At 71.7% G+C, this 25590-nt stretch carries 27 protein-coding genes and 2 pseudogenes; 13 read left to right on the top strand and 16 right to left on the bottom strand.

Features of this window, described 5'->3' with window-relative positions:
- The 4 genes and pseudogenes from VF330_RS26190 to VF330_RS26175 form a co-directional block, all read left to right on the top strand.
- Positions 1-258 (top strand): annotated as a pseudogene (locus tag VF330_RS26190) (sugar ABC transporter ATP-binding protein); the annotation flags it as partial.
- Positions 215-1183, top strand: coding sequence for an ABC transporter permease (locus tag VF330_RS26185; protein ID WP_330854334.1), 969 nt, complete (start codon positions 215-217; stop codon positions 1181-1183). The pseudogene VF330_RS26190 and the gene VF330_RS26185, both read left to right, overlap by 44 nt.
- Positions 1180-2157: an ABC transporter permease gene (locus VF330_RS26180; RefSeq protein WP_330854333.1), complete on the top strand. Its 978-nt coding sequence runs from the start codon at positions 1180-1182 to the stop codon at positions 2155-2157. Before VF330_RS26185 ends, VF330_RS26180 begins: the two co-directional genes overlap by 4 nt.
- A gap of 7 nt (positions 2158-2164) precedes the next feature.
- Positions 2165-4888: an AbfB domain-containing protein gene (locus VF330_RS26175; protein WP_330854332.1), complete on the top strand. Its 2724-nt coding sequence runs from the start codon at positions 2165-2167 to the stop codon at positions 4886-4888.
- A 56-nt stretch (positions 4889-4944) separates the two neighbouring features.
- On the opposite strand, the gene VF330_RS26170 is transcribed toward VF330_RS26175, so the two are convergent.
- On the bottom strand, positions 4945-5976 hold the full coding sequence (locus VF330_RS26170; protein ID WP_330854331.1) for an NAD(P)/FAD-dependent oxidoreductase: 1032 nt from the start codon (positions 5974-5976) through the stop codon (positions 4945-4947).
- 79 nt (positions 5977-6055) lie between these two features.
- A complete protein-coding gene (locus VF330_RS26165; protein WP_330854336.1) occupies positions 6056-6667 on the bottom strand; it encodes a class I SAM-dependent methyltransferase in 612 nt (203 codons plus the stop codon).
- A gap of 80 nt (positions 6668-6747) precedes the next feature.
- Here VF330_RS26165 and VF330_RS26160 point away from each other — a divergent pair, with 80 nt between their 5' ends.
- Positions 6748-7113 carry an SPW repeat domain-containing protein gene (locus tag VF330_RS26160; protein WP_330854330.1) on the top strand — a complete coding sequence of 122 codons (366 nt, stop codon included), beginning with the start codon at positions 6748-6750 and terminating at the stop codon, positions 7111-7113.
- A gap of 8 nt (positions 7114-7121) precedes the next feature.
- Here VF330_RS26160 and VF330_RS26155 read toward each other — a convergent pair whose 3' ends face one another.
- Positions 7122-7511, bottom strand: a complete 390-nt coding sequence (locus tag VF330_RS26155; RefSeq protein WP_330854329.1) for a RidA family protein — start codon at positions 7509-7511, stop codon at positions 7122-7124.
- A gap of 79 nt (positions 7512-7590) precedes the next feature.
- On the opposite strand from VF330_RS26155, the gene VF330_RS26150 reads away from it, so the two are divergent.
- On the top strand, positions 7591-7968 hold the full coding sequence (locus tag VF330_RS26150; protein ID WP_330854328.1) for a winged helix-turn-helix transcriptional regulator: 378 nt from the start codon (positions 7591-7593) through the stop codon (positions 7966-7968).
- A gap of 54 nt (positions 7969-8022) precedes the next feature.
- The gene (locus VF330_RS26145; protein WP_330854327.1) at positions 8023-8958 is read left to right on the top strand and encodes an NmrA/HSCARG family protein; all 936 of its coding nucleotides are present in this window, start codon (positions 8023-8025) and stop codon (positions 8956-8958) included.
- Here the strand turns inward: VF330_RS26145 and VF330_RS26140 are convergent.
- The 9 genes from VF330_RS26140 to VF330_RS26100 form a co-directional block, all read right to left on the bottom strand.
- A complete protein-coding gene (locus VF330_RS26140) occupies positions 8942-9355 on the bottom strand; it encodes a MarR family winged helix-turn-helix transcriptional regulator (RefSeq protein ID WP_330854326.1) in 414 nt (137 codons plus the stop codon). The two genes, VF330_RS26145 and VF330_RS26140, sit on opposite strands and share 17 nt — an antisense overlap.
- A 10-nt stretch (positions 9356-9365) precedes the next feature.
- Positions 9366-10022, bottom strand: coding sequence for a DUF4328 domain-containing protein (locus VF330_RS26135; RefSeq protein ID WP_330854325.1), 657 nt, complete (start codon positions 10020-10022; stop codon positions 9366-9368).
- 192 nt (positions 10023-10214) lie between these two features.
- On the bottom strand, positions 10215-10697 hold the full coding sequence (locus VF330_RS26130) for a hypothetical protein (RefSeq protein ID WP_330854324.1): 483 nt from the start codon (positions 10695-10697) through the stop codon (positions 10215-10217).
- A gap of 52 nt (positions 10698-10749) precedes the next feature.
- Entirely contained in the window at positions 10750-11934 is a 1185-nt protein-coding gene (locus VF330_RS26125; RefSeq protein WP_330854323.1) for an ABC transporter permease, read from the bottom strand.
- On the bottom strand, positions 11931-12605 hold the full coding sequence (locus VF330_RS26120) for an ABC transporter ATP-binding protein (protein WP_330854322.1): 675 nt from the start codon (positions 12603-12605) through the stop codon (positions 11931-11933). Before VF330_RS26120 ends, VF330_RS26125 begins: the two co-directional genes overlap by 4 nt.
- Positions 12602-13624: a peptidoglycan-binding protein gene (locus VF330_RS26115; protein WP_330854321.1), complete on the bottom strand. Its 1023-nt coding sequence runs from the start codon at positions 13622-13624 to the stop codon at positions 12602-12604. The genes VF330_RS26120 and VF330_RS26115 overlap by 4 nt, the downstream gene beginning before the upstream one ends.
- Positions 13621-14148, bottom strand: coding sequence for a hypothetical protein (locus VF330_RS26110; protein WP_330854320.1), 528 nt, complete (start codon positions 14146-14148; stop codon positions 13621-13623). Before VF330_RS26110 ends, VF330_RS26115 begins: the two co-directional genes overlap by 4 nt.
- 40 nt (positions 14149-14188) lie before the next feature.
- Positions 14189-15865 (bottom strand): HAMP domain-containing sensor histidine kinase, encoded by a 1677-nt coding sequence (locus VF330_RS26105; protein ID WP_330854319.1) that lies wholly within the window; start codon positions 15863-15865, stop codon positions 14189-14191.
- The gene (locus tag VF330_RS26100; protein WP_330854335.1) at positions 15858-16541 is read right to left on the bottom strand and encodes a response regulator transcription factor; all 684 of its coding nucleotides are present in this window, start codon (positions 16539-16541) and stop codon (positions 15858-15860) included. Before VF330_RS26100 ends, VF330_RS26105 begins: the two co-directional genes overlap by 8 nt.
- Positions 16542-16637: 96 nt before the next feature.
- Between VF330_RS26100 and VF330_RS26095 the strand changes: the two genes are divergently transcribed.
- Positions 16638-17549: a hypothetical protein gene (locus tag VF330_RS26095; protein ID WP_330854318.1), complete on the top strand. Its 912-nt coding sequence runs from the start codon at positions 16638-16640 to the stop codon at positions 17547-17549.
- An 18-nt stretch (positions 17550-17567) separates the two neighbouring features.
- On the opposite strand, the gene pcaD is transcribed toward VF330_RS26095, so the two are convergent.
- The 3 genes from pcaD to VF330_RS26080 form a co-directional block, all read right to left on the bottom strand.
- A complete protein-coding gene (gene pcaD / locus VF330_RS26090) occupies positions 17568-18338 on the bottom strand; it encodes a 3-oxoadipate enol-lactonase (RefSeq protein ID WP_330854317.1) in 771 nt (256 codons plus the stop codon).
- A gap of 76 nt (positions 18339-18414) precedes the next feature.
- Positions 18415-18702 (bottom strand): muconolactone Delta-isomerase family protein, encoded by a 288-nt coding sequence (locus VF330_RS26085; RefSeq protein WP_330854316.1) that lies wholly within the window; start codon positions 18700-18702, stop codon positions 18415-18417.
- Positions 18703-18807: 105 nt separating this feature from the next.
- A complete protein-coding gene (locus tag VF330_RS26080) occupies positions 18808-19308 on the bottom strand; it encodes a DinB family protein (protein ID WP_330854315.1) in 501 nt (166 codons plus the stop codon).
- A 69-nt stretch (positions 19309-19377) separates the two neighbouring features.
- On the opposite strand from VF330_RS26080, the gene VF330_RS26075 reads away from it, so the two are divergent.
- Positions 19378-20241, top strand: coding sequence for an RNA polymerase sigma-70 factor (locus VF330_RS26075; RefSeq protein WP_330854314.1), 864 nt, complete (start codon positions 19378-19380; stop codon positions 20239-20241).
- A gap of 84 nt (positions 20242-20325) precedes the next feature.
- The gene (locus VF330_RS26070; protein ID WP_330854313.1) at positions 20326-21072 is read left to right on the top strand and encodes an SDR family oxidoreductase; all 747 of its coding nucleotides are present in this window, start codon (positions 20326-20328) and stop codon (positions 21070-21072) included.
- Positions 21073-21231: 159 nt separating this feature from the next.
- Here the strand turns inward: VF330_RS26070 and VF330_RS26065 are convergent, their stop codons facing one another.
- Positions 21232-23901, bottom strand: coding sequence for a helix-turn-helix transcriptional regulator (locus VF330_RS26065; protein ID WP_330854312.1), 2670 nt, complete (start codon positions 23899-23901; stop codon positions 21232-21234).
- Between the two features lie 106 nt (positions 23902-24007).
- Here VF330_RS26065 and VF330_RS26060 point away from each other — a divergent pair, with 106 nt between their 5' ends.
- The 3 genes and pseudogenes from VF330_RS26060 to VF330_RS26050 form a co-directional block, all read left to right on the top strand.
- Positions 24008-24454 carry a VOC family protein gene (locus VF330_RS26060; RefSeq protein ID WP_330854311.1) on the top strand — a complete coding sequence of 149 codons (447 nt, stop codon included), beginning with the start codon at positions 24008-24010 and terminating at the stop codon, positions 24452-24454.
- Complete coding sequence (locus VF330_RS26055; RefSeq protein ID WP_330854310.1) at positions 24454-25038, top strand: VOC family protein; 585 nt, start codon at positions 24454-24456, stop codon at positions 25036-25038. Before VF330_RS26060 ends, VF330_RS26055 begins: the two co-directional genes overlap by 1 nt.
- 21 nt (positions 25039-25059) lie before the next feature.
- Positions 25060-25590, top strand: a pseudogene (locus tag VF330_RS26050) (hypothetical protein); the annotation flags it as partial.

Below are 25590 nucleotides of genomic sequence, written 5' to 3'. Positions count from 1 at the left end.
ATCGACGTCGGCGCCAAGGCCGAGGTGCAGGCGCTGATCGACGAGCTCGCGCGGGAAGGCCTGGCGGTGCTGCTGATCAGTTCCGAACTGGACGAGCTGCTCGACGGCGCGGACCGGCTCGTCGTCCTGCGGGACGGGTCCGTCGCCGGTGAGCTGGAGGGCGACCAGCTGACCCGCGAGCACGTGCTCGCGGCGATCGCATCGGAGGTGAACGATGACGTCGACAGCCACTCCGGCACCCACGTCGACAGCCACTAGGACGGCGGCCAGGACGCGCTGGCTCCAGGACAACGGTGTCTACGTCGCCGTCGTCGTCCTGCTGCTTTTCAACGCGGTGTTCACGTCGAACTTCCTGACGGTGGGCAACTTCACCACGCAGCTCGTGCAGGCCGCGCCGGTCCTGATCGTCGCGCTCGGCATGGCGCTGGTGATCGGCACCGAGGGCGTCGACCTGAGCGTCGGTGCCGTGATGGCGCTGGCCGCGGCGATCATCCCGCTCTACCTCGGCGCAGGGCCGCTCGTCGCGATCGTGATGGCGCTCGTGGTCGGTGTGCTGGCAGGGGCGTTCAACGGGTTCCTCGTCGCCAAGGTCGGCATCCAGCCGATCGTCGCCACCCTGGCGCTGCTGGTCGGCGGCAGGGGACTGGCGCTGGTGATCGCGAACGGCCAGCTCGTGCAGCTGCAGGACAGGTCGTTCCTGGAGCTGGGCACCGGAAGCGTGGCCGGCGTCCCGATCAGCGTGCTCATCGCGGGCCTGCTGGCGCTGGCGGTCGCCGGGCTGACGAACCGCACGACGTTCGGCCGCCAGGTCGTCGCCGTCGGCGGCAACCGCCGGGCCGCCACCCTCGCCGGCCTGCCGGTGAACCGGGTGCTGATCGGTGTCTACGCCATCAGCGGCGTGCTCGCGGCCGTCGCCGGTGTCCTCGCCACCTCCCGGCTCGCCGCCAGCGACCCCGCCGACATGGGCATGCTCATGGAGCTGTCCGCGATCACCGCGGTCGTCGTCGGCGGCACCCCGCTGACCGGCGGCAAGGTCCGGGTGCTCGGCACGGTGTTCGGCGTGGTCCTGATGCAGCTCGTCAGGGCGACGCTGATCAAGCACAACCTGCCCGACTCGATCGCGCAGATGATCCAGGCCGCGATCATCATCGCCGCCGTGTACGTGGCACGGGAGCGCCGATGACCACCACCACCGAACCCGCTCCGGCCGTGGCGAAGTCGACGGCCGCGAGGACGAAGGTCCTGCAACGGCAGGGCGCCGCGGTCGCGCTGGTGCTCATGGTCGCGGTGTCGTGGCTCGTGTTCCCGCGCTTCGGCAGCCTCGACAACCTCCGCGACCTCGCGCTCCAGGGCTCGTTCCTGGCGGTGATCGCGCTCGGCATGACGTTCGTGATCATCACCGGCGGCATCGACCTGTCCGTGGGCTCCGTCTACGCCTTGGGCGGTGTGCTCGCGGCCTGGGGGTCGCAGTACGGCTTCCTGGTCGCGTTGTTGCTGCCGCTGGTGGTCTGCGGTCTGATCGGCCTGGTCAACGGACTGCTGATCGCCCGCACGAACATGGCGCCGTTCATCGTCACCCTGGCGTCCCTGCTGTTCGCGCGCGGCCTGCTGCTCGTCATCACCGACGAGGGCGCCACCACGTACCAGATCGCGCCCGACAGCGCGTTCGTGGAACTGGGCCGCGGCACGGTGTTCGGCTTCGGCTACCCGATCTTCATCGCGGCCGTGCTCTGCGTCGTCGGCGGGGTCGTCCTGAACCGCACCGGCTTCGGCCAGAACGTGTTCGCGACGGGGGGCGCCGAGCAGTCGGCGCGGCTCATGGGCGTTCCCCTCGCCAAGACCAAGGTCCTCGTCTACACGACGAGCGGCACGCTGGCGGGTCTCGCCGGCGCCCTGACCGCCGCCTATCTCCAGTCGGGCGTCACGGTCATCGGCGTCGGCCTCGAACTGGACGCCATCGCCGTCGTCGTCATCGGCGGCACGCTGCTGACCGGCGGCATGGGCACGGTGCTCGGCACCGTGATCGGCGTCGGCCTGATCAAGGTGATCCAGAACGTCATCAACCAGATCGGCACGCTCGACAGCAACTACCAGTCCGTCGTGAGCGGGGTGTTCCTGCTCATCGTCGTCGTCCTGCAACGAATACTGCGCAGATAGGAGAACCATGACCAGACGCGTCCTGGGCGTATTGGTCTCCACCCTGATCACACTCTCCTTCCTCACACCGACAGCGGCGCAGGCGGCGGAGTGGGTCCCCAAGACCCCTCCGCTGTCGACCCCCTGGACCTCCCAGGTGTCGCCGGCGAACGCTCTTCCCGAGTACCCCCGTCCGCAGCTGCAGCGCCCCGAGTGGCAGAACCTCAACGGTGTCTGGGAGTTCGCGGGTGCGGCGAACCTCAGCAACCCGCCCATCGGCAGGCCACTGGCCGAAGGCGTGCTCGTGCCGTACCCGATCGAGTCCGCGCTGTCGGGCATCAAGCGGCACGAGGACAACATGTTCTACCGCCGCACCTTCACGGTCCCGTCCGGCTGGAGCGGGCGGAACGTCAAGCTCAACTTCGGCGCGGTGACCTGGGAGTCGCGCGTCTGGGTCAACGGCCGGCAGGTCGGCACGCACACCGGCGGCTACGACGCGTTCTCGTTCGACATCACCTCCGCGCTCGTGGCGGGCACCAACGAGATCGTCGTCGGCGTCAGCTCGCCGATCGACGGCAGCCGGTACCCGATCGGCAAGCAGCGCCGCAGCCCCAGCGGCATCTGGTACACCGCGTCCTCCGGCATCTGGCAGACCGTGTGGCTGGAACCCGTGCGCGGGGCCAACATCACGCGTCTCGACACCACTCCCAACGTCGGCGCGGGCGCGCTCGACCTGGTCGTGCAGGGCACCGCGGGCCAGAGCGTCACGGCCGAGGTGCTCAGCGGCGGCGCGGTCGTCGGCCGGCAGACCGGCACCACCGGCACCTCGCTGCGGGTCCCGGTGCCGAACGCCCGGCTGTGGTCGCCGGACGACCCGTTCCTCTACGACCTGCGCGTCACGCTGGGCAGCGGCGACTCCGCCACCGGTTACTTCGGCATGCGCTCGCTCGGCAAGGCGGTGGTCGGCGGCGTCATGCGGCCGTTGCTGAACGGGAAGTTCGTCTTCCAGCAGGGCACGCTCGACCAGGGCTACTGGCCGGACGGCCTCTACACCGCGCCGACCGACGCGGCCCTGCGGTTCGACCTCGAACGCCAGAAGGCGCTGGGCTTCAACATGGTCCGCAAGCACATCAAGGTGGAGCCGGCGCGCTGGTTCTACCACGCCGACCGGCTCGGTCTGCTGGTGTGGCAGGACATGCCCTCGGTCGACGCGGTCGACGACGTGCCGAACTCGCACGCCAACTACGAGTCCGAGCTGCGCCGCATCATCGACCAGCTCAAGGGCATCACGTCGATCGTGCAGTGGGTGCCGTTCAACGAGGGCTGGGGCGAGTACGACGCCGGCCGGATCGTGAACCTGGTGCGGTCGATCGACAACACCCGCCTGGTCAACCACAACTCCGGTGCCAACTGCTGTGTCTCGGACCCCGACCCCGGCAACGGCGACGTGATCGACGACCACCACTACCAGATCACGACGGCGACCCGCGCCCCTGACGCCAACCGGGTCGCGGTGCTCGGCGAGTTCGGCGGTCTCGGCCGCCGGGTCACCGGTCACGAGTACCAGCCGGGCGCCGGGTTCGCCTACGGAGCCCTGTACCCGGACGAGACGTCGCTGACCAAGAGGTATGAGGAGGTGGCGAAGCAGGTCGCGCGGATGATCCACACGCGCGGGCTGTCCGCGTCGGTCTACACCGAGCCGTACGACGTGGAGAACGAGGTCAACGGCTTCTACACCTACGACCGGCGCATCCTGAAGATGACCGAGTCGCGGGTGCGGGACGTCAACACCAAGGTGCTGGCGATCGCACGCGGCACGGCGGTGGGACCGGACGACGTGGTGTCGTTGCGCGTCACCACCTCCGGCTACACCGACCGCTACCTGCGGCACTCCGGCGGCACGGCCCGCACCGACGTGATCACCGACGACCTGGGCCGGCTGGACGCCACGTTCCTCGTGCGGCCGGGCCTCGCCGGCGCGTCGTGCCTGTCGTTCGAGTCGCGGAACTTCCCCGGCCAGTTCCTGCGGCACAGCAACTCCGTGCTCCGCAAGGACGCGAACGACGGCAGCGCGCTGTTCCGCGGCGATGCCACCTTCTGCGCCAGGGAAGGCTCCGGCGGTACCGCGCTGGAGTCGTACAACGTGCCCGGTGCGTTCGTGCGGCACTACAACTCGAACGTCTACTTGGCACGGTCGGGCGGCACGAACCCCTGGGACACGGCCAACTCCTTCGCGGCGGACACGACGTGGGCGATCAGCGTCGCGTTGTTCCGCAGCGGTGCGGAGCTGCCGCTGGACCAGGCCCGGTCGTTCCAGGTCACCACGCCCGGTTTCACGGACCGCTTCCTGCGGCACCGCGAGGGCCTGGCGCGCACGGACGCGGTGACCGCGTCGAGTGACGCGGTGACGAAGTCGGACGCCACGTTCGTCGTCCGCCGCGGGTTCGCCGAGCCGACCTGCTACTCGCTCGAGTCCCGCAACTTCCCCGGCCAGTTCCTGCGGCACGCGAACTACCGCGTCCAGCTCGGCTCGAACGACAACACGGACGTCTTCCGGCGCGACGCCACGTTCTGCGCGCAGCAGGGCACCGGCGGCGTCCGGCTGGAGTCGTTCAACGAGCTCGGGACCGCGGTGCGCCACTACGCGGAGGAGGTGTGGGTCGCCTCGAACGGCGGCGCGCACGCGTACGACAACACCGCCTCGTACAACCAGGACACGAGCTGGGCCGTCAGCTCGCCCTGGGCACCGTAGGGGAGAAGTCACCAGAGCAGGCTGCCGCCGGGACGTCCGGTGGCAGCCTGCTCGTTCTAGTGGAACAGGATCCGTTTCGCCACAGCCCTTCCGGGCGGCGTGCGCAACGCCCCGAACGCCAGCTCCGCGAGCCCGGGACGGCGGATGAGCGACACCCCGCGCCGCAACTGCGACCGGAGCAGGTACCGGCGGCGCATCGCCGCGCCGTCGTAGTGCTCCAGCACGTACCTGTTGCCGCTGCGCAGGTAGTCGAACGTCACCGACGCCGCGAGCTCGGACATCCGCATGCACGGGTCGAGCCCGCCGGCCGTCAGCGGTGAGACCGCGCCCGCCGCGTCGCCGACCAGCAGGCCGTCCGGGGACGCGATCCGGCGCAGCAGACCGCCGACCGGGATGGGACCGCCACGACGGCGGACCGGACCGGTGGGGTCGGGTGTCGGGAAGCTGTCGCGGAACCTCTGCAGCAGCTGGGGAAGCGGCGCGGTGAAGCGGTCGGCCCGGCCGGCCAGTCCCACGTGCGCGTGCTCGCCGTCGTCGATGACCCAGGCGATGTAACCGGGAGCGAGACGCGGGTCGACGACGCAGTGGAACGTCGGCGTGGAGCCCGTCCGCACCGGGTAGACCTCCTCGATCCCGGTGATCAGCCGCCGGTTGACGTCGAGGCCCAGCGTGCGCGCGACAGTGGACCGGGCGCCGTCCGCGCCGATCGTGAAGCGAGCCCTGGTCGCCTTCGACGGATAGCCGGCGTTGAGGTGCACCTGCGCACCCGCGCGTTCGGCGTCCCGCACGGCCCGGGCGTAGATGCCGGCCATGTCGCCCACGCGGAACTCGTCGCGCGTGCTCACCAGCTCGACGGGGTCCCGGTGCGACGGCGGGTAGAGCAGCACGCGGCGGACCGCGGGTCCCAGGTGCGGCAGCTCGTAGTCGGTCAGCGTGCGGCGGACGAAGATGCCGGTCGTCCGGATGCCGGTCTCCAGGCTCGTCCTGCGCTCGCACACGGCCACGTCGAGGCCCGCCTCCGCGAGCAGCCGCGCGGTGGTGAGGCCGGCCAGCCCGGCTCCGACGACGAGCACGTCCACGGTGTCCATGCCCGACGGTAGAACTGTTCCGCGGGCCCGCAGTCGTTCTACCGCAACACCTTCACGGGATCTGCACGGTATCTCCACATCACCTGCGCACCAGCAGGTGCATGTGGTGGAACGGCCGCTCGCCCTCGTGCGGCTCGCGGCGCATCCTCGCGACCTCGGTGAAACCGGCCTGGCGCAACAGGGTCATCAGCGCGTCGGGGGACCACCGGTAGGCGAGTGCGACCTTGTGGTCGAACGGCTCGGGCTCGGGGTCGTCGCCGGCGAAGAACCCGAGCACGGCGTGGCCGCCGGGTTTCAGGACGCGGCCGAACTCCGCGAAGACCGTCGGCAGGTCCCGCGGCGGCGTGTGGATGAACGAGTACGACGCGAGAATCCCGCCCAGCACGGCGTCCTCGACGTCGAGCGCGGTCATCGTGCCCTCGTCGAACCGCAGGTCCGGGTGCGCGCGCCGGGCCAGGGCGATCATCTCGGGGGACAGGTCGACGCCGAACGCGTCGAGGCCGAGCGAACGCAGGTGGGCGGTCAGGTGACCGGGCCCGCAGCCGAGGTCCGCGACCGGCCCGTCGACCAGCTCGGCGAACGCGGCCAGCACCCCGCGTTCCATCGGCAGAGTCGTGAGGACGTCGCTGAAGAGCTCGGCGTAGAGACCGGCCACGGCGTCGTAGGCCGCCCTGGTCTCGGACTGTTCGATCACCGCCGAGACCCTAGTGGGACGAGATCCGGCACGAACAACTGTTCCCTTTGGCCCGGTTGGAGGTGAAAATTGCTCGCGTGCGGGATCTTCACGGACGAACTGTCGAGAGCCGGGCCGGCGTGGCCGCCTTCCTGGCGGGCGTGTGGCTGATCGCCGCGCCGCCGGTCCTGCACTTCAGCGCCTCGTCGCACGCCTTCCGGCCGTACTGGGTGTCGATGGGGCTGGCCGTCGTCATCATGCTGCTCGGCATGGTGCGGGCGATGGCGCCGCTGGACGTGCCGCTGGTCCGGCAGGTCACGATCGGCCTGGCGCTGTGGCTCGTCGTGGCCGCGCTGGTCCGGGAGGACGGCGGCAACGCGACCGTCTGGCTCAACCAGCTCGTCGTGGGCGCCGCCATCGCGTTGTCCGCGGGGCTGGCGTTGTTCATCAGCACCCGCAGGTGAGCTGCCGGTCAGTCGAGCACGGCGACCGCCTCGATCTCGACCCGGTGCTCCGGCACGTCCAGCGCGGCGACGCCGATCAGCGAGGCCGGCGGCTTCGCGGTCTCGCCGACCCTGGCCATCGCGTTCTCGATGCCCTCGATCAGCTCCGGCATCTGCTCGGGCGTCCAGTCCACGACGTAGATCCGGACCCGCGCCAGGTCCCGGAACGACGCCCCGGCGGCCTTCAGCGCGGTGTGCACGTTCACGTAGGCGTTCTCGACCTGGCCGGCGAGATCGGGCGCGGCACTCCAGTCGACCTGGCCGGCGAGGTAGAGCGTCCTCGATCCGGTGGCCACCGCCACGTGGTGGTAGACGTCGACCTGCGGGAGGCCCTCGGCGTTGATGAGGGTGACGGCCACGGTGGTGCTTCCTCTCTTGCGGTTACTCAGTCACCGTAGGAGAGTGAGCTTCGACCTGGAAGAACGCACTTTTTCGTGAGTGAGGAACCTCGAGGTGAGCAAGCAGCTCGGCGGCGATCTGGCCCGTGCGGACTCGTTGGCGCGGGAGATCTTCTCCGACATCGCGAACAAGTGGGCGCTGCTGATCGTCGAGACCATCGGCGACTCCACCAAGCGCTTCACCGAGCTCAAGACCGAGGTCGACGGCATCAGCCACAAGATGCTGACCCAGAACCTGCGCCTGCTGGAGCGCAACGGCCTGGTGGACCGCGTCGTGCACCCGACGGTGCCGCCGCGCGTCGACTACACGCTGACCGAGCCGGGTCAGGCGCTGCGGGCCACGGTGGACGCGATGTGCCAGTGGACGACGCGGTACCTGGGTGAGATCGAGGCGGCGCGGAGCCGGTTCGGCACCTGAGTCGCGTTGGTCACTCAACTTGATGGTCACTAATCATGACTATATGGTGGTGGCATGACCGAGAAGAAGATCATCGCTGTGGTGGGTGCGACCGGCGAGCAGGGCGGGGCGGTGGCGCGGGCGCTGCTGGCCGACGGTGGGTTCGCGGTGCGCGCACTCACCCGCAGCACCGAGTCGGCGGCGGCGCGGAAGCTCGCCGCGCTGGGCGCCGAGGTCGTCGCGGCGGACCTCTACGACGTGGACAGCCTGCGCAAGGCGTTCTCCGGGGCCTACGGCGCGTACCTGGTGACGCCGTTCTTCACGCACCTGTCGGCGGCCAAGGAGATGGAGGAGGTCCGCAACCTCGTCACCGCCGCGGACGGGCTGCGGCACGTCGTGTGGTCGACGCTGGAGGACACCCGCGAGGTGATCCCGCTCGACGACGACCGCATGCCGACGCTCGACGGGAAGTACAAGGTGCCGCACTTCGACGTGAAGGGAGGCGAGGCCGACGCGGTGTTCGCGGAGGCCGGCCTGCCGACGACGTACGTGCGCATGTCGTTCTACTGGAACAACCTGCTGCACGACCAGCTCCGGCGCGGCACCGACGGCGTGCTGACCCTGTCGCTGCCGATGGGCACGAGCAAGATCTCCGGCATCGCCGGCGAGGACATCGGCAAGGCGGTGCTGAGCTTCTTCCAGCGGCCGGAGACCATCGGGCGGACGATCGGCCTCGGCACCGAGCACCTCACCGGCGAGCAGGTCGCGCAGGCGTTCGCCGAGGTGCTGGGCGAACCGGTCGAGTACGAGCCCATGTCCCACAACGACTTCCGCGCGCTCGGCTTCCCCGCGGCGGAGGAGCTGGGCAACATGTTCCAGTACTACAGCGAGTTCTCCCACCACATCCTGCCGCGCCGCGACACCGTGCGGACGCGCGAGATCGTGCCGTCGTGGTTGACGCTGAAGGACTTCCTCGCGGCGCACCGCGACGAGATCACGATCGCCGGGTGATCTCCTCGAACACGGCCTTGAACGCGGCGAACCGCTCCTCGCCGACCTGACGGGCGAACCCCGCCTCGATGTCGGCGATGATCCGCCGCGCCTGGACCATCTGGTCGAGACCGGACTCGGTCGGCACGACGAGCTTCGCGCGCCGGTCGGCGGGATCCGGCTGCCTCGTCACGTACCCGAGGCGCTCCAGCTCGTCGATCAGCGTGCCGATGACCTGCTTGTGCTGCCCGGACCGCTCGGACAGCTCACTGGCGCGGGAGCCGTCACGGCCGATGTAGGCCATGACGGCACCGTGCCGCGGGCGCAGCTGCTCGTGGCCCGCCGCGGCGAGGCGCGCGAAGAGCTCCTTCTGGAACACCGAGAGCAGGTGCGCGGAGAGCACGCCGACGTCCGACATGGGACAGATGTTAACCCGGCGCCGGTTCGGTCCGAAGAGGACTGAGCGGCGTGCTCTGGAAGTCGGAGATCCGGCGGACGACCTGGACGGCCAGGACGGCGCTGACGATCCCGACGCCGGCGCACATCGTGGTGACGACGGCTGCCGTCAGGAACGAGCCCGTGGAGAGCTCGCCGTTGTCGTAGTAGGTGAAGTACACCAGGTCGAGGAACCACGTCAGCAGGTAGGTGATCCACCACCGGGTGACCAGGACGGGATGCGGCCGTTCCTGGAGGGGGAGACCGTGCGACTCCGGGTCGCTGGCGCGCCAGACGTCGTCGAGGACGACCTTGGGGAACCAGAGGCTCACGACGGGCACGAACCAGCCGAGTCCCGCCCAGACGCGGGCGAGCCGGTGCTCGCCCGCGGGAGCAAGGCGCTCGGCGTTGACGCGCGCCCGATAGGTCCAGACGACGAACACGACGACCGCGGCGACGGTGATCATCGTGAACGGCAGGTCGGTGAACGACCGGACGGCGCTCAACGTTCCGAGGTCGGCCCGTGTGGCGGTGCCGGCGCGGAAGTCGCGGACGGTGGTGTAGGTGAGCCAGTCGGCGGCGGCCTCGGCGACGTTGCCCAGTGCTGCCAGACCGAGGAGCACCGATGCCGCGAGACCGACCCCGCGCACAGGTCTGAAGTGTTCCATTGTTTCCCCCTGGAAGTGGAACTATTACAGCACTTCGACGCTGCGCGCGGGCGAAAAGTTGAACAGCCGGCCGGTTCGCCGCTCGACGTTCCGGCGCGCTTCCGAGTGTCACGGCGCGGCGAGCGCCTCCGTCGGTGTGAGCCGCGACGCCCTGACCGCTTGGGTGCGGACCCTTCAGCGCGGCTCGGTCGCATCCGGTGCCGGTGCGCCTGCGATGTCCGGCCACACCGCGATGTGCCACCGCTCCACATCGCGCACGTCGTCCTGGTGCTGGTGATGCCGAGCCGCGTAGGCCTCGTCGCGTCCGGTGCAGCTGACGGCGCACACCACGCGACCGGCGGGGAGAGCCGGCAGCACCAGCGCCGGACCGCCTTCGGTGTCGGTCAACGCGATCTCCCGCGCCGAGCTGATGAACCAGTGCTGCGGTTGTCGCTCACGCACCACCTCCGGCACGTCGGCCGCGGCGTCGAAGACGTCGAGAGTCACGTGCGCTGTGTGGTTGCTGGTGATGCTGTTGAGCCCGATCCCGTCGCCCGCCGACACCGCGAGCGGCTCGAAGTCGTACTTCTCGACAGGGCTGTCTTCCAAGCGGTTCGGGTAGTTGCCCAGGTAGAAGCGCTGGAAGTAGACAGGCACGGACACCTCGTAGCTCGCCACGTCCTCATTCTCCCGTCCAGGCCAGGTGAAAGCGCCTGGGCTCTCCCGGTTGTCACGGCGCGGCGAGCGCCTCCGTCGGTGTGAGCCGCGACGCTCTGACGGCCGGGTACACGCCCGCGACCACCCCGGTGACCACGGCGGAACCCAGCCCCGCCAGGACGATCCCGGCCGGCACCACCGCGGGCCAGCCGTGCGCGAGGGCGTACCCGGCCGTCCCCGCCAGCCCGAGCAGCACCCCGGCCACCCCGCCGAGCGCGCACAGCACGACCGACTCCGTGAGGAACTGCGTGCGGACGTGACCGCGGTGGGCGCCGAGGGCCCGGCGCAGGCCGATCTCGCGCTTGCGTTCGAGCACGGAGATCACCATCGTGTTCGCCACGCCGATGCCGCCGACGAGCAACGCCACCCCGGCCAGGCCCAGCACCAGCGCCGAGAAGGTGTTCTCGGTGAGGCGTTTGGCGGTCAGGGCGTCGGACGGGCGGCTCACCCGCACCTGCGACGGCTGTTGCGGGTGCGCGGTCTGCGGCAGCACCGCGCGGACGTCGTCGATCGCGGCCTCCTGCGCCCTCAGGTAGAGCACGGTGGGGCGTTGGTCGAAGCCGAGCTGTCGCGCGGCCTCCCAGCCCACGAGCGCGGACCGTTCGACCTCCGGCGCGAGCGGCACCGGACCGAGGACTCCGATCACCGTGAACCACGTGTCGTCGATCCGGACCTGCGTGCCGGGCTCGGTGACGCCCAGCCGCGTCGCGGCCACGTCGCCGAGCACGACCGTCGGGAAGCGTTCGGTGGCCTCGGTGAGGAACGTGCCGGTGCGGACGCGGGCGTTGATCGTGTCCGGCAGGGAGAGCTCGGTGGCCAGGACGGTCAGGCCGGACGTCTCCGACTCCGGCACGAGGTCGGACCGCCGGACCACGGCGTGGGTGTTCGCGACCGCGCTGACCCTGTCGACGGGGCCGATGCGCTCGACCATGGCGACCGAGTCCGGTGGGAGGGACGCGGGTTCGCCGTGCGCGCCGGGGGCGGCCTCGGCGCGCAGGAGGTTGGTGCCGAGGGCGGCGAACTCCTCCATCAGGGCGGCGCGGCTGGAGGCGGGGATGCCGGTGACGACGACCAGGGTCGCGATGCCGAGGGAGATGCCGAGCGCGGAGAGGACGGCGCGCAGGGGGCGGGTGCGGAGAGGGGAGAGACCGAAGAGCAGGAGGTCCGCCGGACCGATCCTGGTGGGCTGGGCGCTCACACCACCACCTCCGCGCGGATGCGGCCGTCCCTGAGTTCCACCTGTCGCGGCAGCCGTGCCGCCACCTCGCGGTCGTGAGTGATCACGGCGAGCGTCGTGCCCTCGCGGTTCAGGTCCAGCAACAGGTCCAGCACCACGTGCCCGGTCGCCGTGTCCAGCGCGCCGGTCGGTTCGTCGGCCAGGAGCAGTGCCGGTCGGTGCACGACGGCGCGGGCGATGGCGACGCGTTGGCGTTCGCCGCCGGAGAGCTCGTGCGGGCGGTGCTCCAGCCGATGGCCCAGACCGACTCGCGTCAACGCCTCCGTCGCCATCGCCTTGCGCCACTTGCGTTTGACGCCCGCGTACAGCAGGCCGGTCGCCACGTTGTCGAGCGCCGTCAGGCCGTCGGCGAGGTGGAACTGCTGGAACACGAACCCGATCCGCCGCCCCCGCAACGCCGACAGCCGCCGGTCGGACAGCGCGGCGACGTCGTGCCCGTCCAGCACCACGGCGCCGCTCGACGGGCGGTCCAGCGTGCCGAGCAGGTGGAGCAGCGTCGACTTGCCCGAGCCCGACGGGCCGACGATCGCCACCGCCTCACCCTCGTGCAGGGTCAGCGAGACGCCGTCCAACGCGCGGACGTCGCCCGCGTACTCCTTGACGGCGTCGACGACTCGCAGCACCGGTGTCACGACGTCGTCACCACCTGGAGGCCCTCGGCCACCCCGCCGCCGCTGATCTCGACCAGCCCGCCGGCGAAGAGGCCCGTCTTGACCGCCACGAGCCCGCCGGACGCGGTCTGCACCGCGTAACCGCCCTCGCGCAACGCCAGCAGCGCCGTCACCGGCACGGCCAGCACGCCCTGGCGCGCGGTGGTGGTGAGCCGGACGCGCACCGGGCCGGAATCGAGGCCCGCCTCGCCGTCCAGGCCGATGTCGACGGCGATCGACGGCACCTCCTCGCCGCTGCTGTTCTTCTCCGCCTTGACCTCGGAGCTGACCGAGCGCACGGTTCCGGGTGCCTCTGTGCCATTGGGCAGCACGACCACCACCTTCGAGCCCTTCGAGAACACCTCGGCCTGTCGCGCCTCGACGGAGGCGGCGACGGCCTTGCCCGTCGCGGTCACCGTCATCAGCGGGCCCTCGCCGGACGCCGACAGCTCCGCCGTCACGGCCTCGACGCGCACCTTGCCGGACAGCACCACGACGTCACCCGGTTCCACCACACCGGTCTGGTCGACCTTCTGGGCCTTCTGCCAGCGCTTGACGGCGTCGACGGTGGCGGGCGTCAGCTCGTCGGCGGCACCGCCGAGCCGGTAGCCCAACGCACCCAGGTTGTCCTTCACGATCTTCACGTCCGGTCCCCTCAGGCCCGGTGCGTCGAGCTTGCGCCACAACGGGATGTCACCGAAGAACAGCCACACCGGCCGGTTGTCCACTTTGTACAGGGCGTGGCCGCGGTCGAGGACGGTGCCGGGAGCGGGCAGCCAGGTGAGCGTGCCCGCCCGCCGTCCGGTCACCTGCTGCGCCGCGCCGAACCCCAGCACCGCCTTGAACTCCCGCACGTCGGTCAGGTCGGTCTTGACCACGGCGACGGTCCGAGGTGCCGGGGGTGGCGCGGGCTCGGCGGGCGCGCGACGCGTCCACGTGAACGCCGACACCCCTGCTACCGCGACGAGAACGACGGCACCGGCGACGAGCCACCGTCTCACTTGCGACCCCCGCCGAAGACCTCCTGCTCGCAGTCCTCCTCGATCTTGCGGCGCTGCTCCTCCGGCAGGGTCTGCTCGCCGTCGTAGGTCCAGCTGCCGGGTTCGGTCTCGATCACCTTCATGCCGCGGCTGTTGAGGCACTGGACGTTCTTGTGCCAGTTGTCGGCGAACGCCGGGTTGGCGGAGTCCATCTCCCACGGCGGCAGCGGCCACGTCTTCGCGCACGCCTTCCACGCCTCGTCGCTGTACTGCCTGCGGCTCGCCGGGGCGGGAACGTTGCCGTGCGTCGTCGCGTTCGGGTCCTTCTCGGCGAGACAGGCGGTGTGCGCGTCGTACAGCCGCTGTTTCTCCTCCGCGGTCATGTCCATGCGCAGCCGCGGCTGGTCACCGTCCGGCGGCTTCGTGACCGACGACGGCGCGACGGCCTCGGAGGACTGCAGGGACGCGACGTTCGAGGGCGGTGGCGCGGCTTGACCGCACGCCGACAGCAGCAGCACCGCGCCGATCACCAGCTTGGATCTCATGGCGGCGATGCTGCCGAGGAGTTGTGCGGAAGATGTGCGCTCAGCGTGCCGGGAGTGTGATCGTGAACGTCGTCCCGCGTCCCACCGCGCTTTCGACGGTGATCGTGCCGTTGTGGGCTTTCACCAGCGCGTGGACGATCGCGAGGCCGAGCCCGCTGCCGCCGGTGTCGCGCGTGCGGGAGCGGTCCGCGCGCCAGAACCTGTCGAACACGTGCGGCAGGTCGTCCTCGGAGATGCCGGAACCCGTGTCGCTCACCGTGATCCGGCCGTCGGAGCAGAGCAAGCGGACCGTGCCGCCGGAAGGCGTGTAGCGGAACGCGTTCGTGACGAGGTTGGTCAGAACTTGCCGCAACCGCACGGGATCCGCGTGCACGACCCCGCCACCCTCCGCGACGAGCCCGGGATGTGCGGCGACGAGCTGGTCGGACAGCTCCCGCAGGTCGACGGGCTCGGGGTGCAGGCGCAGCTCGTCCGCGTCGGCCAGCGCGAGGTCCTGCAGGTCGTCGATCAGCCTTTGCAGCACCAGCGCCTCGTCGAGCAACGAGTCCAGCGTCGGGCGGTCCAGCTCGACCACGCCGTCGCGCGCGCCTTCGAGCCAGCTGCGGATCGTGCCGAGCGGGTTGCGCAGCTCGTGCGAGATGTCGCTGGTCATCGCCCTGCGCTGGGCGTCGATGCGGGCCCGGTGCGCGGCCATGTCGTTGAACGCCCGCGCGAGCTGCCCGATCTCGCTGCGGGAGGAGATGTCGACGCGGGCGTCGTCGCCGTGCTGCATGCGTTCGGCCGCGGCGGTGAGCGTGCGCAACGGCCTGGTCATGCGCAGCGCCACCACCAGGCTCACCCCGACGGTCAGCACCAGCACGACCGCCGCGACCAGCGCGACCCTGCCGACGTCGAACCTCACCACGGTCGCCTGGGTGGTCCGCCCGGCGGCGTCCGTGACGAACAGCAGCGCGGGCGGCGCCACGTACGGCCGCAGCTGCGTCCGGCGCGCGTTGGCGAGGCATTCGGTGCTGGACGCGACGGGCTGCCAGGACGCGTTCATCCTGAGCTGCTCGGCGGGGAGGCCGCGCTGGCTCAGACAGGTGTCGAACAGGACGGCGAGGTCGTTGAACGCGGCGGACTCGCCGAGGGTGAGCGTGCTCAGCCGGTCCTGGACCTCGGTGCACGCGGCGGACGTGGGCGCGGGTCCCGTCCTGTCCACGGTGACGATCGGACGGCCCCAGGCGGTCGTCCGCGGCTCCGCGGCCTGCGCGGCGCCCTGGCAGCGGACCGCGTACAGCTCGGCGTCCAGCGCGAGGCTGCCCTTCTCGCGGTCGGTGAGCTGGAACGGCCCGGCGATCCGCGCGTCGATCCGGTCGGCGGGCGCGTCCTGCGCCTGGGCGAGGTCCAGTTCGAGGGGGTCGATCACCGCGGACGGCACGGCGGGCAGCTGGCCGGGGTCGAGGTGCGCGCCGGTGTCGGCGATGACCCTCCGGTCGGCCGTGGTGAGGATTAGCCGGCGGTCGGTCCGCGGCAACGCGAGGCCGGTCCAGTCGCGGTGCTCGACGGCGAAGGTGACCAGCGAGCGGTAGGTGGCGGTGTCGCCCGCGAGCGCGTTGCCGAGCTCCTGCCGGATCGACGTGGACGTGCTCTGCGCGGCGAGCCAGGCGGTCGCGGTGATCGAGCAGACCGCGACCAGCGCCGACGCCGCCAGCAGCCGCGCCAGGACGCTATGCACCGGACCCGTCCACCAGCTTGTAGCCGACGCCGTGCACGGTCAGCAGGTACGCGGGCCTGCGCGGTTCCCGCTCGATCTTCTTGCGCAGGTTCATGACGTGCGCGTCGATCGTGCGGGCGGTGATGTACCCGTCGAGCCCGTGCACCGCGTTGAGCAGCTGCGCGCGGCTGAACACGCGGCCGGGACTCGCCGCCATCGTGTGCAGGACGCGGAACTCCGACGCGGTGCACTCGACCGCGCCGCCCCGCACGCGCACCTCGTGCCGGTCGGGGTCGATCCTCAGCTCCCCGAGCGCGATGCCGCCGTCCGCACCGGTGCGGTGGACGCGCCGGAGCAAGGTGCGCACGCGCGCCATCAGTTCACGCGGGCTGTAGGGCTTGGTGACGTAGTCGTCGGCGCCGAGGTCGAGGCCGTGCAGCAGGTCGTCCTCCGTGGACCTGGCGGTGAGCATGAGCACCGGGACGTCCGACTCGTTGCGTAACGCGCGCACGACCTCCAGCCCGTCCATCCCGGGCATCATCACGTCGAGGAGCAGCAGGTCGGGCGGGTCGCGGCGGACCTCGTCGAGCGCGGTGGTGCCGTCGTGGACGATCCGCACCCGGTAGCCCTCCTGACGCAGGTATCTGCCGAGCATGTCGGCCTGCATCACGTTGTCCTCGGCCACCAGCACGCACATGCCCATGCGCCGCAACATAGCCAGTGCCCCGGCCGCCGCACGGGATGAGGACCTCATCCGAACAAGATCCTCACAACTGGCTGCCACGGTCACGGCATGCGAACACTCAGCGTGGTTGTCCTGCTGCTCCTCGGCGTGCCGGGAACGGCGGCGGCGTCCCCGTCCGACGTCGTCGTGCACGACCTCGACACGGCCGGCGTGACCGCCTACTGGACCCCGGAACGGATCGCGGCGATGCCGACCGGCCCGTCCGCCCCGCCCGGCACCCCCGAGGTGAACGACCCGACCGGCGCTCCCGGACCGGTCAGCCGCACGATCGGACGGCTGTTCTTCGTCGACCGCGACGGCGAGGACTCCAGTTGCACGGCGACGGTCGTCGCGAGCGCGAACCGGCGCACGGCGGTGACCGGCGGGCATTGCGTGCACACGGCGAACCTGATCGGCCAGGACCCGCGGTGGCACACCAAGCTGCTCTTCGTGCCGGGGTTCCGCGACGGCGCCCGGCCGTTCGGGCAGTTCGCGGTGCGCCAGGCCCTGGTGGACCGGACCTGGATCACCGACGACCAGCAGTCCGAGCACGACCAGGCGTTCCTCGTGCTGGACCGGCCGTCGGACGCGGCCGAGCCCATCGCGTTCGGCAGGCCCGGCGACCGGCCGGCGCACGAGTACGGCTACCCCCGCGCGGCCGGTCAGCCGGGCCACCAGGGCCGGCCGGAGTTCACCGGTCAACGGCTGGCGCGGTGCTGGGGCGTCCCGGCCCGCAACCCCGGCTACCCGGAGTCTCCGCCGGAGGAGAACCAGTGGGGCGTGCCGTGCGACATGGGCGGCGGCGCCAGCGGCGGCCCGAGGATCAGCGGCGGCGCGGTCGTGGGCGTGAACACGCAGAGCTTCCACCTGGCCGGCGGGCAGTGGGTGCCGCCGGGGGAGGGCGTGCGGCACCTCGGCGGCCCGCAGTTCACGTGGAAGATCACGGCTCCGCTGCACCACCGGGCTTCGGCCGCCCGCTGATCGCTCCGGGGCCGGTGGTCAGCCGACCGGGTGCCGCGCCAGGTGGTCCGCGACGAGGGCGTTCACGACCTCCGGCTGCTCGGCGGTGAGCAGGTGCGCGGCATCGGGCACGACCTCGAACCGCGCGCCGGGGATCGCGTCCGCGATGAAGCGCACGGTCTCCGGCGGCGTGGCGGGGTCGTCGGCGCCCGCCAGGACGAGCGTCGGCACGGTGACCCGGCCCAGCTCCGCGCGGGTGTCGAACGTGCCGATCGCCTCGCAGCAGCCCGCGTACCCCTCGGGCGCGGTGGCGCGCAGCATGGCGAGCAGCCGTTCGGCCTCCGCGGGCCGCCGGGCCGCGAACCCGTGCGTGAACCAGGTGCCGGTCCTGGACGGCACGATCGGCTCGGTGCCCTGCTCGCGGACCGACGCCGCCCGCGCGGGCCACTGCGCCGGGTCGGCGAACCGGGCGGCGGTCGCGCACACCGTGAGCGTGGCCAGCCGCTCGGCGTGGTGCAGCGCCAGCCACTGCCCGATCGCGCCGCCGAGCGAGACGCCCAGGTAGTGGCAGCGCTCGACGTCCAGCGAGTCGAGCAGCTCCACCACACCGGCGGCGAGCCCGGCGACCGTGTACGGGCCGGGGGAGGCGGGGGAACGGCCGTGGCCGGGCAGGTCGAACCGGACCACCCGCAGGCGGTCGGCGAGTCCGGCCACCTGCGCGTCGAAGAGGCCGAGGCCGGTGCCGATCGACGAGCCGAGCACGAGGACTTCCGCGTCGTGCGGGCCGTCGATCACGTGGTGCGGGATCACTGGAGCTCCGTTTCTGTGGATCTCCGGATTCTCCCGGCGCCGCAACCGGTTTGTCAGAACCGTTTCATAGGCCGTCTCACGGCTGGGCCGCGACGTCCGAGGAGTGCGTCGCCAGTGGCGTCACCTCGACGCGCGTGAACTCCCACAACGGCAACGAGGACAGGAACGCGTGCAGCTCGTCGTTCGACGGCACGTCGAAGACGCTGATGCTGCTGCTGAGCCCCGCAATCCGCCACAGGTGCACCCACACGCCCAGGTTCTGCAGCTCCAGCGTCCGGTCCTTCTCGGCCTGGACCAGTTCGGCGCGGCGGCCGGGATCGAGGTCGTGGGGCAGCGAAACGTCCATGCGCACGTGGAAGAGCACGGTCACCTCCCGGTGTGGGCCGCCGTCTGGTGCGGCGCTGTGAGGAGGAATACCCGCTGACGCCCGTTTGATGCGGGATTCGTCGCAAGGTCCACTGTGGACGGTTCAGGCGCCGGTGACGCCGTCGACGCCCTCGCGCAGGAAGTCCGCGTGTCCGTTGTGCCGCGCGTACTCGTGGCACAGGTGGTGCATGACCAGCCGGAGCGACACGTGGGCTTCCCAGCGCGGCTGGTAGGCCGTGACGTCGAGCGACTCGGCCTCGCGTTCGATCCGGCGCGAGTGCTCGACCTCGGCCTCCCACGCGGCGAACGCCTCCGACCGGCTCGACCCCGACGCGTCGTAGGCCACCTGGTAGTCGCCGGAGCCGGACCACACGAGCGGGATGTCCTCGCCGTTGAGGACCTTCCGGAACCAGGTGCGCTCGACCTCCGCCATGTGCCGGACCAGGCCGAGCAGCGTGAGCGTGGACGGCGGCATCGAACGGCGGCGCAGGTCGTCGTCGGACAGGCCCTCGCACTTCATCGCGAGCGTGGCGCGGTGGAAGTCGAGGAACGCGCGCAGGGTCTCGCGCTCGCCGCCGGTCAGGGGAGGTTCTGGTCGGGTCACGCCGCCCAGTCTGGGCTTCGGGTGGATCCCACGCACCCGGATTCCCCGCGACGCCGATACCGTGGCGGCATGACCTCTCTCGACCAGGCCGAGTCGGTGTTCGCGGCGGCCCGGCCGAGGCTGTTCGGCATCGCCTACCGCATGACCGGCGGCGTGGCCGACGCCGAGGACCTGGTGCAGGAGGTCTGGCTGCGCTGGCAGCTCGCCGACCGCGCCGCCGTGCGCCACCCCGAGGCGTACCTGGCGACGGCGGTCACCCGGCTCGCGATCACCGAGTCGCAGACGGCCCGCGCCCGGCGCGAGACCTACGTCGGCCCGTGGCTGCCCGAACCCGTCGACACCGCCGCGGACCCGCAGGTCGGTGCCGAACGGGGCGCGGTGCTGGAGCTCGCGGTGCTGTTGCTGCTGGAGAAGCTGACGCCGACCGAACGGGCCGCGTACGTGCTGCGCGAGGCGTTCGACTACCCCTATCGGGAGATCGCCGAGATCGTGCAGACCAGCGAGGCCGCCACTCGCCAGCTGGTCAGCCGGGCCCGCAAGCACCTGGCGGACGGGCGCCGCGCCCCCGTCGAACGAGCTGACCAGCGCAAACTGCTGGAGGCGTTCGTGGCGGCCGCGCAGGCGGGCGACCTGGCCGCCCTGGAGGAGCTGTTCGCCCAGGACGTCGTCAGCTACTCCGACAGCAACGGCGCGGTGCGGGCGGCGGGCAGGCCGCTGTTCGGCGCGGCGGCGCTGGCGAAGATCTTCGCGGCCTGGGCGCCGGGCTTCTGGCAGGGCGCCGAGGTCTCGTACGTCGAGGCGAACGGCCAGTGGGCGGTCCGCCTGCGCACCGACTCCGGCACCTGCGCGGTGATCACCGTGACGGCGTCCAGCGAGGGCATCGACCAGGTGATGTGGCTGGTCAACCCCTCGAAGCTGGGCGCGTTCCGGTAGAGCTGTCACAAACCGGCGGGCTGTCCGGTCTCAGCTCGTGAACACCCGCGACGGGCGCGGGTGCACGCGAGAAGGACGGACCCCATGAGGATCGTTGTCATCGGCGGCACCGGGTTGATCGGCAGCCAGGTCGTGCGGCGGCTCGGCGAGCACGGCCACGACGCCGTGCCCGCGTCCCCGAACAGCGGCGTGAACACGGTGACCGGCGAAGGCGTGAAGGAAGTGCTGCAGGGCGCCGACGTGCTCGTCGACGTGTCGAACTCGCCGTCGTTCGCCGACGACGACGTCCTGGACTTCTTCACCACCGCCACCACCAACCTGACCAGGGCCGCCGCGGAAGCCGGCGTCGGCCACTACGTCGCCCTGTCGATCGTCGGCGCGGACGAGCTGCCCGAGTCCGGCTACCTGCGGGCCAAGGTGGCGCAGGAGGAACTCATCCGCGAGTCCGGGCTCACGTACTCGATCATCCGCGCCACCCAGTTCTTCGAGTTCGCGGGCGCGATAGCGAACTCGGCGACCGCCGACGGCGTGGTGCGCCTCCCGCACGGCGGGGTGCAGCCGGTCGCGGCGTCCGACGTCGCCGCGGTGGTGGCGCGGACGGCCGCCACCGCGCCGGTCGGTGGTGTGCTGGAGATCGGTGGGCCGGAAGAGTTCACGATGGACGGCTGGATCCGGACCGTTCTGGCGCGGCGCGAGGACGAGCGCGAGGTCGTCGGCGATCCGGAGGCCGAGTACTTCGGGACGTCGCTGACGGGCAAGCAGCTCGTGCCGAACGAGGGCGCGCAGCTGCAACCGACCAGCCTGGAGGACTGGTTCGCCGCCGGGAACTAGCGGCGCGACTCGGAACGCCGGCGAGGTAATCCACGCTCAGCAGGACACCTCGCGGCACCGCCCCCACGCCCCCATACGTCCAGTATGAGGACGTGGGGGCGGCACCACGATGCGCCCGTCTGACCGCGCATTCCCCCGGCGACGTTCCGAGCCACACCACTAGAACTTCGCGTCGCGCAACTGCCGCCGCGAGGTCACCCCGACCTTCCCGAACACCTTGCGCAGGTGCCATTCCACCGTGCGCGGGCTGATGAACAGGCGCGTCCCGATCTCCGGGTTCGAGTACCCCTCCCGCGCCAGCCGCGCGATCTGGTACTCCTGCGCCGTCAGTTCGTCGGTCGGCTCGGCGGTGCGCTTGCGTGCCGTCTCGCCGGTCGCGTGCAGCTCCCGCAGCGCGCGATCGGCGAAGGCCGTCATCCCGCACGACAGCAACATCTCGTGTGCCGTGCGGAGGTGCTCGCGGGCCTCGACGCGCCGGCCCTCGCGGCGCAGCCACTCGCCGAACAGCAGGTGCGACCGGGCGAGCTCGGGCTTCAGCGACGTCCGCTCGAAGCACGCGATCGACTCGCGGAAACCCTCTGGAGAACCGTTCAACGCCCGCAGTCGCGCCCGCAAGCCCGACGACCAGTCGGTGTCGACCCACTCGGCAGATCGTTTCAGGGCAAGGGAGACGAGCTCGGAGTCGCCGACGCGGGACGCCGCCTCCGCCAGTTCCGAGGCGGCCAGGCAGCCGTAGACGAGGGGATCGGAGGAGAACACGCGCGACGCCGCGTCCCGCGCCAGGTCGTGGCGGCCCTGTCCGTTGTGGAGGATCGCCGCGACCCAGTCGCAGATCACGACCAACCGCCCCTGGCCGGCCGCCGCGGCCGCCGACCGGGCCTCGGTGAACCGGTCCTCACCCCGGTAGGCGGCCTGGAGCAGCACGGCGTAGCCGACGGACGGGGTGCCGGTGACCTCGGAGATCCGCTCGTCCTCCTCGATCGACGCCTGCGCGGCGGCGGCGTCCCCGGCGAGGAGCTCGTTGTCCGCCAGGAAGTTCAGCGCGAACTGGAGCTGCACCAGCGCGCCGGCGTCGCGGGACAGGCTGACCTGCTGCCGCGCGAACGCCCGGCGCGTGTCGAAGTCCCACATCTCGCTCGCCACGATGCCGCCCGCGCGGTTGCCGAAGAGCCACGGCGCCCTGCTGACGTCGTCGGCGCTCACCTCCAGCGCCCGCACCGAGTCCAGCGCGGCGCGCAGGAGCGGGACGGCGGCGGCGTGGCCCGAGGTGATGCGGGTGGTCAGCGCCTCCAGGACCAGGTCCAGCGCGCACGGCGGCGTGCGGGGCGGGGGAGCGGTGCGGGCGGCGTCGGCCAGGGGCGCGCCGGCCCAGATCGCGGCGGACAGGGCCTGCAGGTGCGTCTCGCGGGCCAGGTCGGCGTCGAACGGCGCCAGCCTGCGGGCCGCGCTGAACAGCAGCGGCGCGGCGTCGGTGACCCGGCGTTGATCGAACGCGATGTGCCCGCGCAGGTGCTCGACCTCGGCGCTGCGGCGTTCGTCGGGCGGACCGGCCTCGACCGCGTCGAGCAGCCGCAACGACGCGTCCAACGCGCCCGCGTCGCGCTTGGCCCGTGCCGCCGCCAGCTCGCGCGAGGCCCGCGCACCCGGCGACGGGGTCAGCACGGCGGCCTGTTCGAGGAACGCGGCGGCGGCCAGCAGACCACCGCGGGCCCGGGCGCGGGACGCCGTGTTCTCCAGCGCGGCCGCGACCTCCTCGTCCGGTGCGGCGGTGGCCTGGGCGCGGTGCCACGCACGGCGGTCGGGGTCGACGGCCACGTCCGTCACGTCGGCCAGCGCCCGGTGCACGCGCAGGCGGTCCGAAGTGGACGACGAGCGGTACACGGCGGAACGCACCAGCGGGTGCCGGAACCGCACGCGGGCACCGAGCTCGATCAGGCCCGTCTCCAGGGCGGCGGCCGCGGGGTCCGCGCCCAGCCCGAGCAGACCGGCGGCCTGCCACAGCAGCGTCGCGTCCCCGAGCGGTTCGGCGGCGGCGATGAGCATCAGCAGTCGCGCGTCGGCGGGCAGCGGCGCGAGCCTGCTGACGAAACCCGCCTCGATCCTGCTGGTCAGCGGCTCGGCGTCCAGTCCGTCGACCAGTTCGGCCGCGGTCCACGCGCGGGGCAGCTCCAGCAGCGCGAGCGGGTTGCCGCGGGCCTCGGCGACGATCCGGTCGCGCACCCGGCCGTCCACCGGGCCCTGGACCACCGACCGCAGCAACTCCCGCGCGTCGGCGTCGTCCAGGCCGCGCACGAGGAGCTCCGGCAGGCCGTCGAGGTAGTCGTTGCCCTCGCGCAGCACGAAGAACAGCGCGATCCGCTCGGCCAGCAGCCGCCGGGCGACGAACCCGAGCACCGCCGACGACATCGAGTCGAGCCACTGGGCGTCGTCGACCAGGCACACCAGCGGCTGCTCGTCGGCGACCTCCGCGAGCAGCGTCAGCACCGCCAGGCCCACCATGAACCGCGTCGGCCGTGGCCCGGAGGCCAGGCCGAACGCCGTCCCGAGGGCTTCGCGCTGAGGGGCGGGCAGCCGGTCCAGCCGGTCGAGGAACGGCACGCACAGCTGGTGCAGCCCCGCGTACGGGAACCCGCTCTCCGACTCCACGCCCGCCGCCCGAGCGACGCGGAACCCGGCGGCCCGCGCCGACACGTGGTCGAGCAGCGCGGTCTTGCCGATCCCGGCCTCGCCGCGCAGGACCAGCACCTGACCTGCACCGGACCGGGCCCGGGCGAGCAACCGGTCCAGCTTCTCGCCCTCGGCGCGCCTGCCCAGGAGATCGTCCGACACGGGTCCGAGCGTACGGGCCAGGGGGTGACCAGGGTGTTCCACGGGTTCGAAGCGACCCCGTGCGGGAGCAACCTCGAGTCATCGACAACAGAGGAGATGGATCGAGATGGACTTCAAGCTCGAGGTGGCCGTCGTCCCGGTGAGCGACGTCGACCGGGCGGTGCACTTCTACCGGGCGCTCGGCTGGCGGTTCGACGCCGAGTTCGCCGACGGCGAGGGCTACCGCCTCGTGCAGCTCACGCCGCCCGGATCGCCCGCGTCGATCATCTTCGGCACCGGTGTGACGACTGCGGCACCCGGCAGCACCGAGGGCCTGCACCTGGTCGTGGACGACGTCGTCGCCGCCCGCGAGGACCTGCTGGCACGAGGTGTGCAGGTCAGCGAGGTCTTCCACGACAAGACCGGCGTCTTCCACCACGCGGGCACCGAGGCGCGGGTGGACGGACCCGCGCCCGGCCGGCCGAGCTACGGCTCGTTCGCGTCGTTCAGCGACCCGGACGGCAACGGCTGGGTGCTCCAGGAAGTCACGACGCGCCTGCCGGGGCGTGTGTGATGCGGGACCTGACCGAGATCGACATGAAGCTCGAGGTCACCGTCCTGCCCGTGACCGACGTGGAGCGGGCGGCGGAGTTCTACCGCCGCCTCGGCTGGCGCCAGGACGTCACCCCGTCGTCGGTCGTGCAGTTCACCCCGCACGGCTCGAACGCGTCCATCCACTTCGGCGAGGGCGTCACCACCGCCGAACCCGGTTCGGGCAGGCACTTCCTGGTCGTGTCGGACGTCGTCGAGACGCACGAGGCGTTGCTGGCGGCCGGGATCGACGTCGGCCCGCTCTTCCACGGCGACCACGACGGCCCGGATCCCGAACGGCGCAGCTACGTGACGCGTGCGGAGCTCGCCGACCCGGACGGCAACACGTGGGTGCTCCAGGAGGTCACGACCCGGCTGCCCGGCCGCGTCGACGCCGACGACACCTCCTACGCGTCGATCGCCGACCTGGCCGCGGCGTTGCGCAGGGCCGCGGTGGCGCACGGCGAGCACGAGAAGCGCAACGGCGGTGAGTACGACGAGAACTGGCCCGACTGGTACGCCGAGTACCTGGTGAAGGAGCAGACGGGCGAACAGCTGCCCCGGTAGGTGTCGCAGTAGGTTGCCCGGATGCACGACGAGATCGGCAGAGCGCTGCGCGGAACGCCGAACCCCTGGGCGTTCCGCGCTCTCTGCGCCGCGGTGATGCGAGCCGGTGCCGATCCGGAACTCGTTGCGTGGTGCGAGGAACAGCTCCGCTCCTGGCCGGACGCGACCCGCCGGGTGCCCTACTCGTGGGTCGCCGCGCTGGAGGCCGGGCTCACGAAACCGGTGTGGCGGCTCGTCCGTTCGCTCGACCTCGGCGGGCGTGCCGGCATGCGGGTGCTGGGCCTGCCCGATCCCCTGGCCACCCCGGAGGTCCGGGCGGTGACGGACCTGCGGCTCGCGCCGTTCGCCTTCCGGCAGACGATGCCGCTCCCCGAGGTCGCCGAACGCTGGGAGGGACTGCGGTCCGTCGAGTTCGGCGGCCTGATGCCGTTCGACGCCGAGCCGCTCGCCCGGTTCCTCGCCGGCGAGGTGGTCACCAGGCTGGATTCCCTGGTGCTGGTGCGGGCGAAGGACGACCTGCGGGACTTCCCGCCGGTGCGCATCGACCGGCCG

Source organism: Lentzea sp. (assembly GCF_036380075.1).
Taxonomy (GTDB): Bacteria; Actinomycetota; Actinomycetes; order Mycobacteriales; family Pseudonocardiaceae; genus Lentzea.
The sequence above is the reverse complement of the archived record's forward strand: the minus strand, read 5'-3'. Positions and strand labels throughout refer to the sequence as shown.

Excerpts from the sequence above, each read along its gene's own strand:
- VF330_RS26185 (WP_330854334.1), top strand. The coding sequence starts at position 215 with ATGACGTCGACAGCCACTCCGGCACCCACGTCGACAGCCACTAGGACG.
- VF330_RS26180 (WP_330854333.1), top strand. The coding sequence starts at position 1,180 with ATGACCACCACCACCGAACCCGCTCCGGCCGTGGCGAAGTCGACGGCC.
- VF330_RS26175 (WP_330854332.1), top strand. The coding sequence starts at position 2,165 with ATGACCAGACGCGTCCTGGGCGTATTGGTCTCCACCCTGATCACACTC.
- VF330_RS26170 (WP_330854331.1), bottom strand. The coding sequence starts at position 5,976 with ATGGACACCGTGGACGTGCTCGTCGTCGGAGCCGGGCTGGCCGGCCTC.
- VF330_RS26145 (WP_330854327.1), top strand. The coding sequence starts at position 8,023 with ATGACCGAGAAGAAGATCATCGCTGTGGTGGGTGCGACCGGCGAGCAG.
- VF330_RS26140 (WP_330854326.1), bottom strand. The coding sequence starts at position 9,355 with ATGTCGGACGTCGGCGTGCTCTCCGCGCACCTGCTCTCGGTGTTCCAG.
- VF330_RS26110 (WP_330854320.1), bottom strand. The coding sequence starts at position 14,148 with ATGAGATCCAAGCTGGTGATCGGCGCGGTGCTGCTGCTGTCGGCGTGC.
- VF330_RS26100 (WP_330854335.1), bottom strand. The coding sequence starts at position 16,541 with ATGTGCGTGCTGGTGGCCGAGGACAACGTGATGCAGGCCGACATGCTC.
- VF330_RS26095 (WP_330854318.1), top strand. The coding sequence starts at position 16,638 with ATGCGAACACTCAGCGTGGTTGTCCTGCTGCTCCTCGGCGTGCCGGGA.
- VF330_RS26075 (WP_330854314.1), top strand. The coding sequence starts at position 19,378 with ATGACCTCTCTCGACCAGGCCGAGTCGGTGTTCGCGGCGGCCCGGCCG.
- VF330_RS26070 (WP_330854313.1), top strand. The coding sequence starts at position 20,326 with ATGAGGATCGTTGTCATCGGCGGCACCGGGTTGATCGGCAGCCAGGTC.
- VF330_RS26060 (WP_330854311.1), top strand. The coding sequence starts at position 24,008 with ATGGACTTCAAGCTCGAGGTGGCCGTCGTCCCGGTGAGCGACGTCGAC.
- VF330_RS26055 (WP_330854310.1), top strand. The coding sequence starts at position 24,454 with ATGCGGGACCTGACCGAGATCGACATGAAGCTCGAGGTCACCGTCCTG.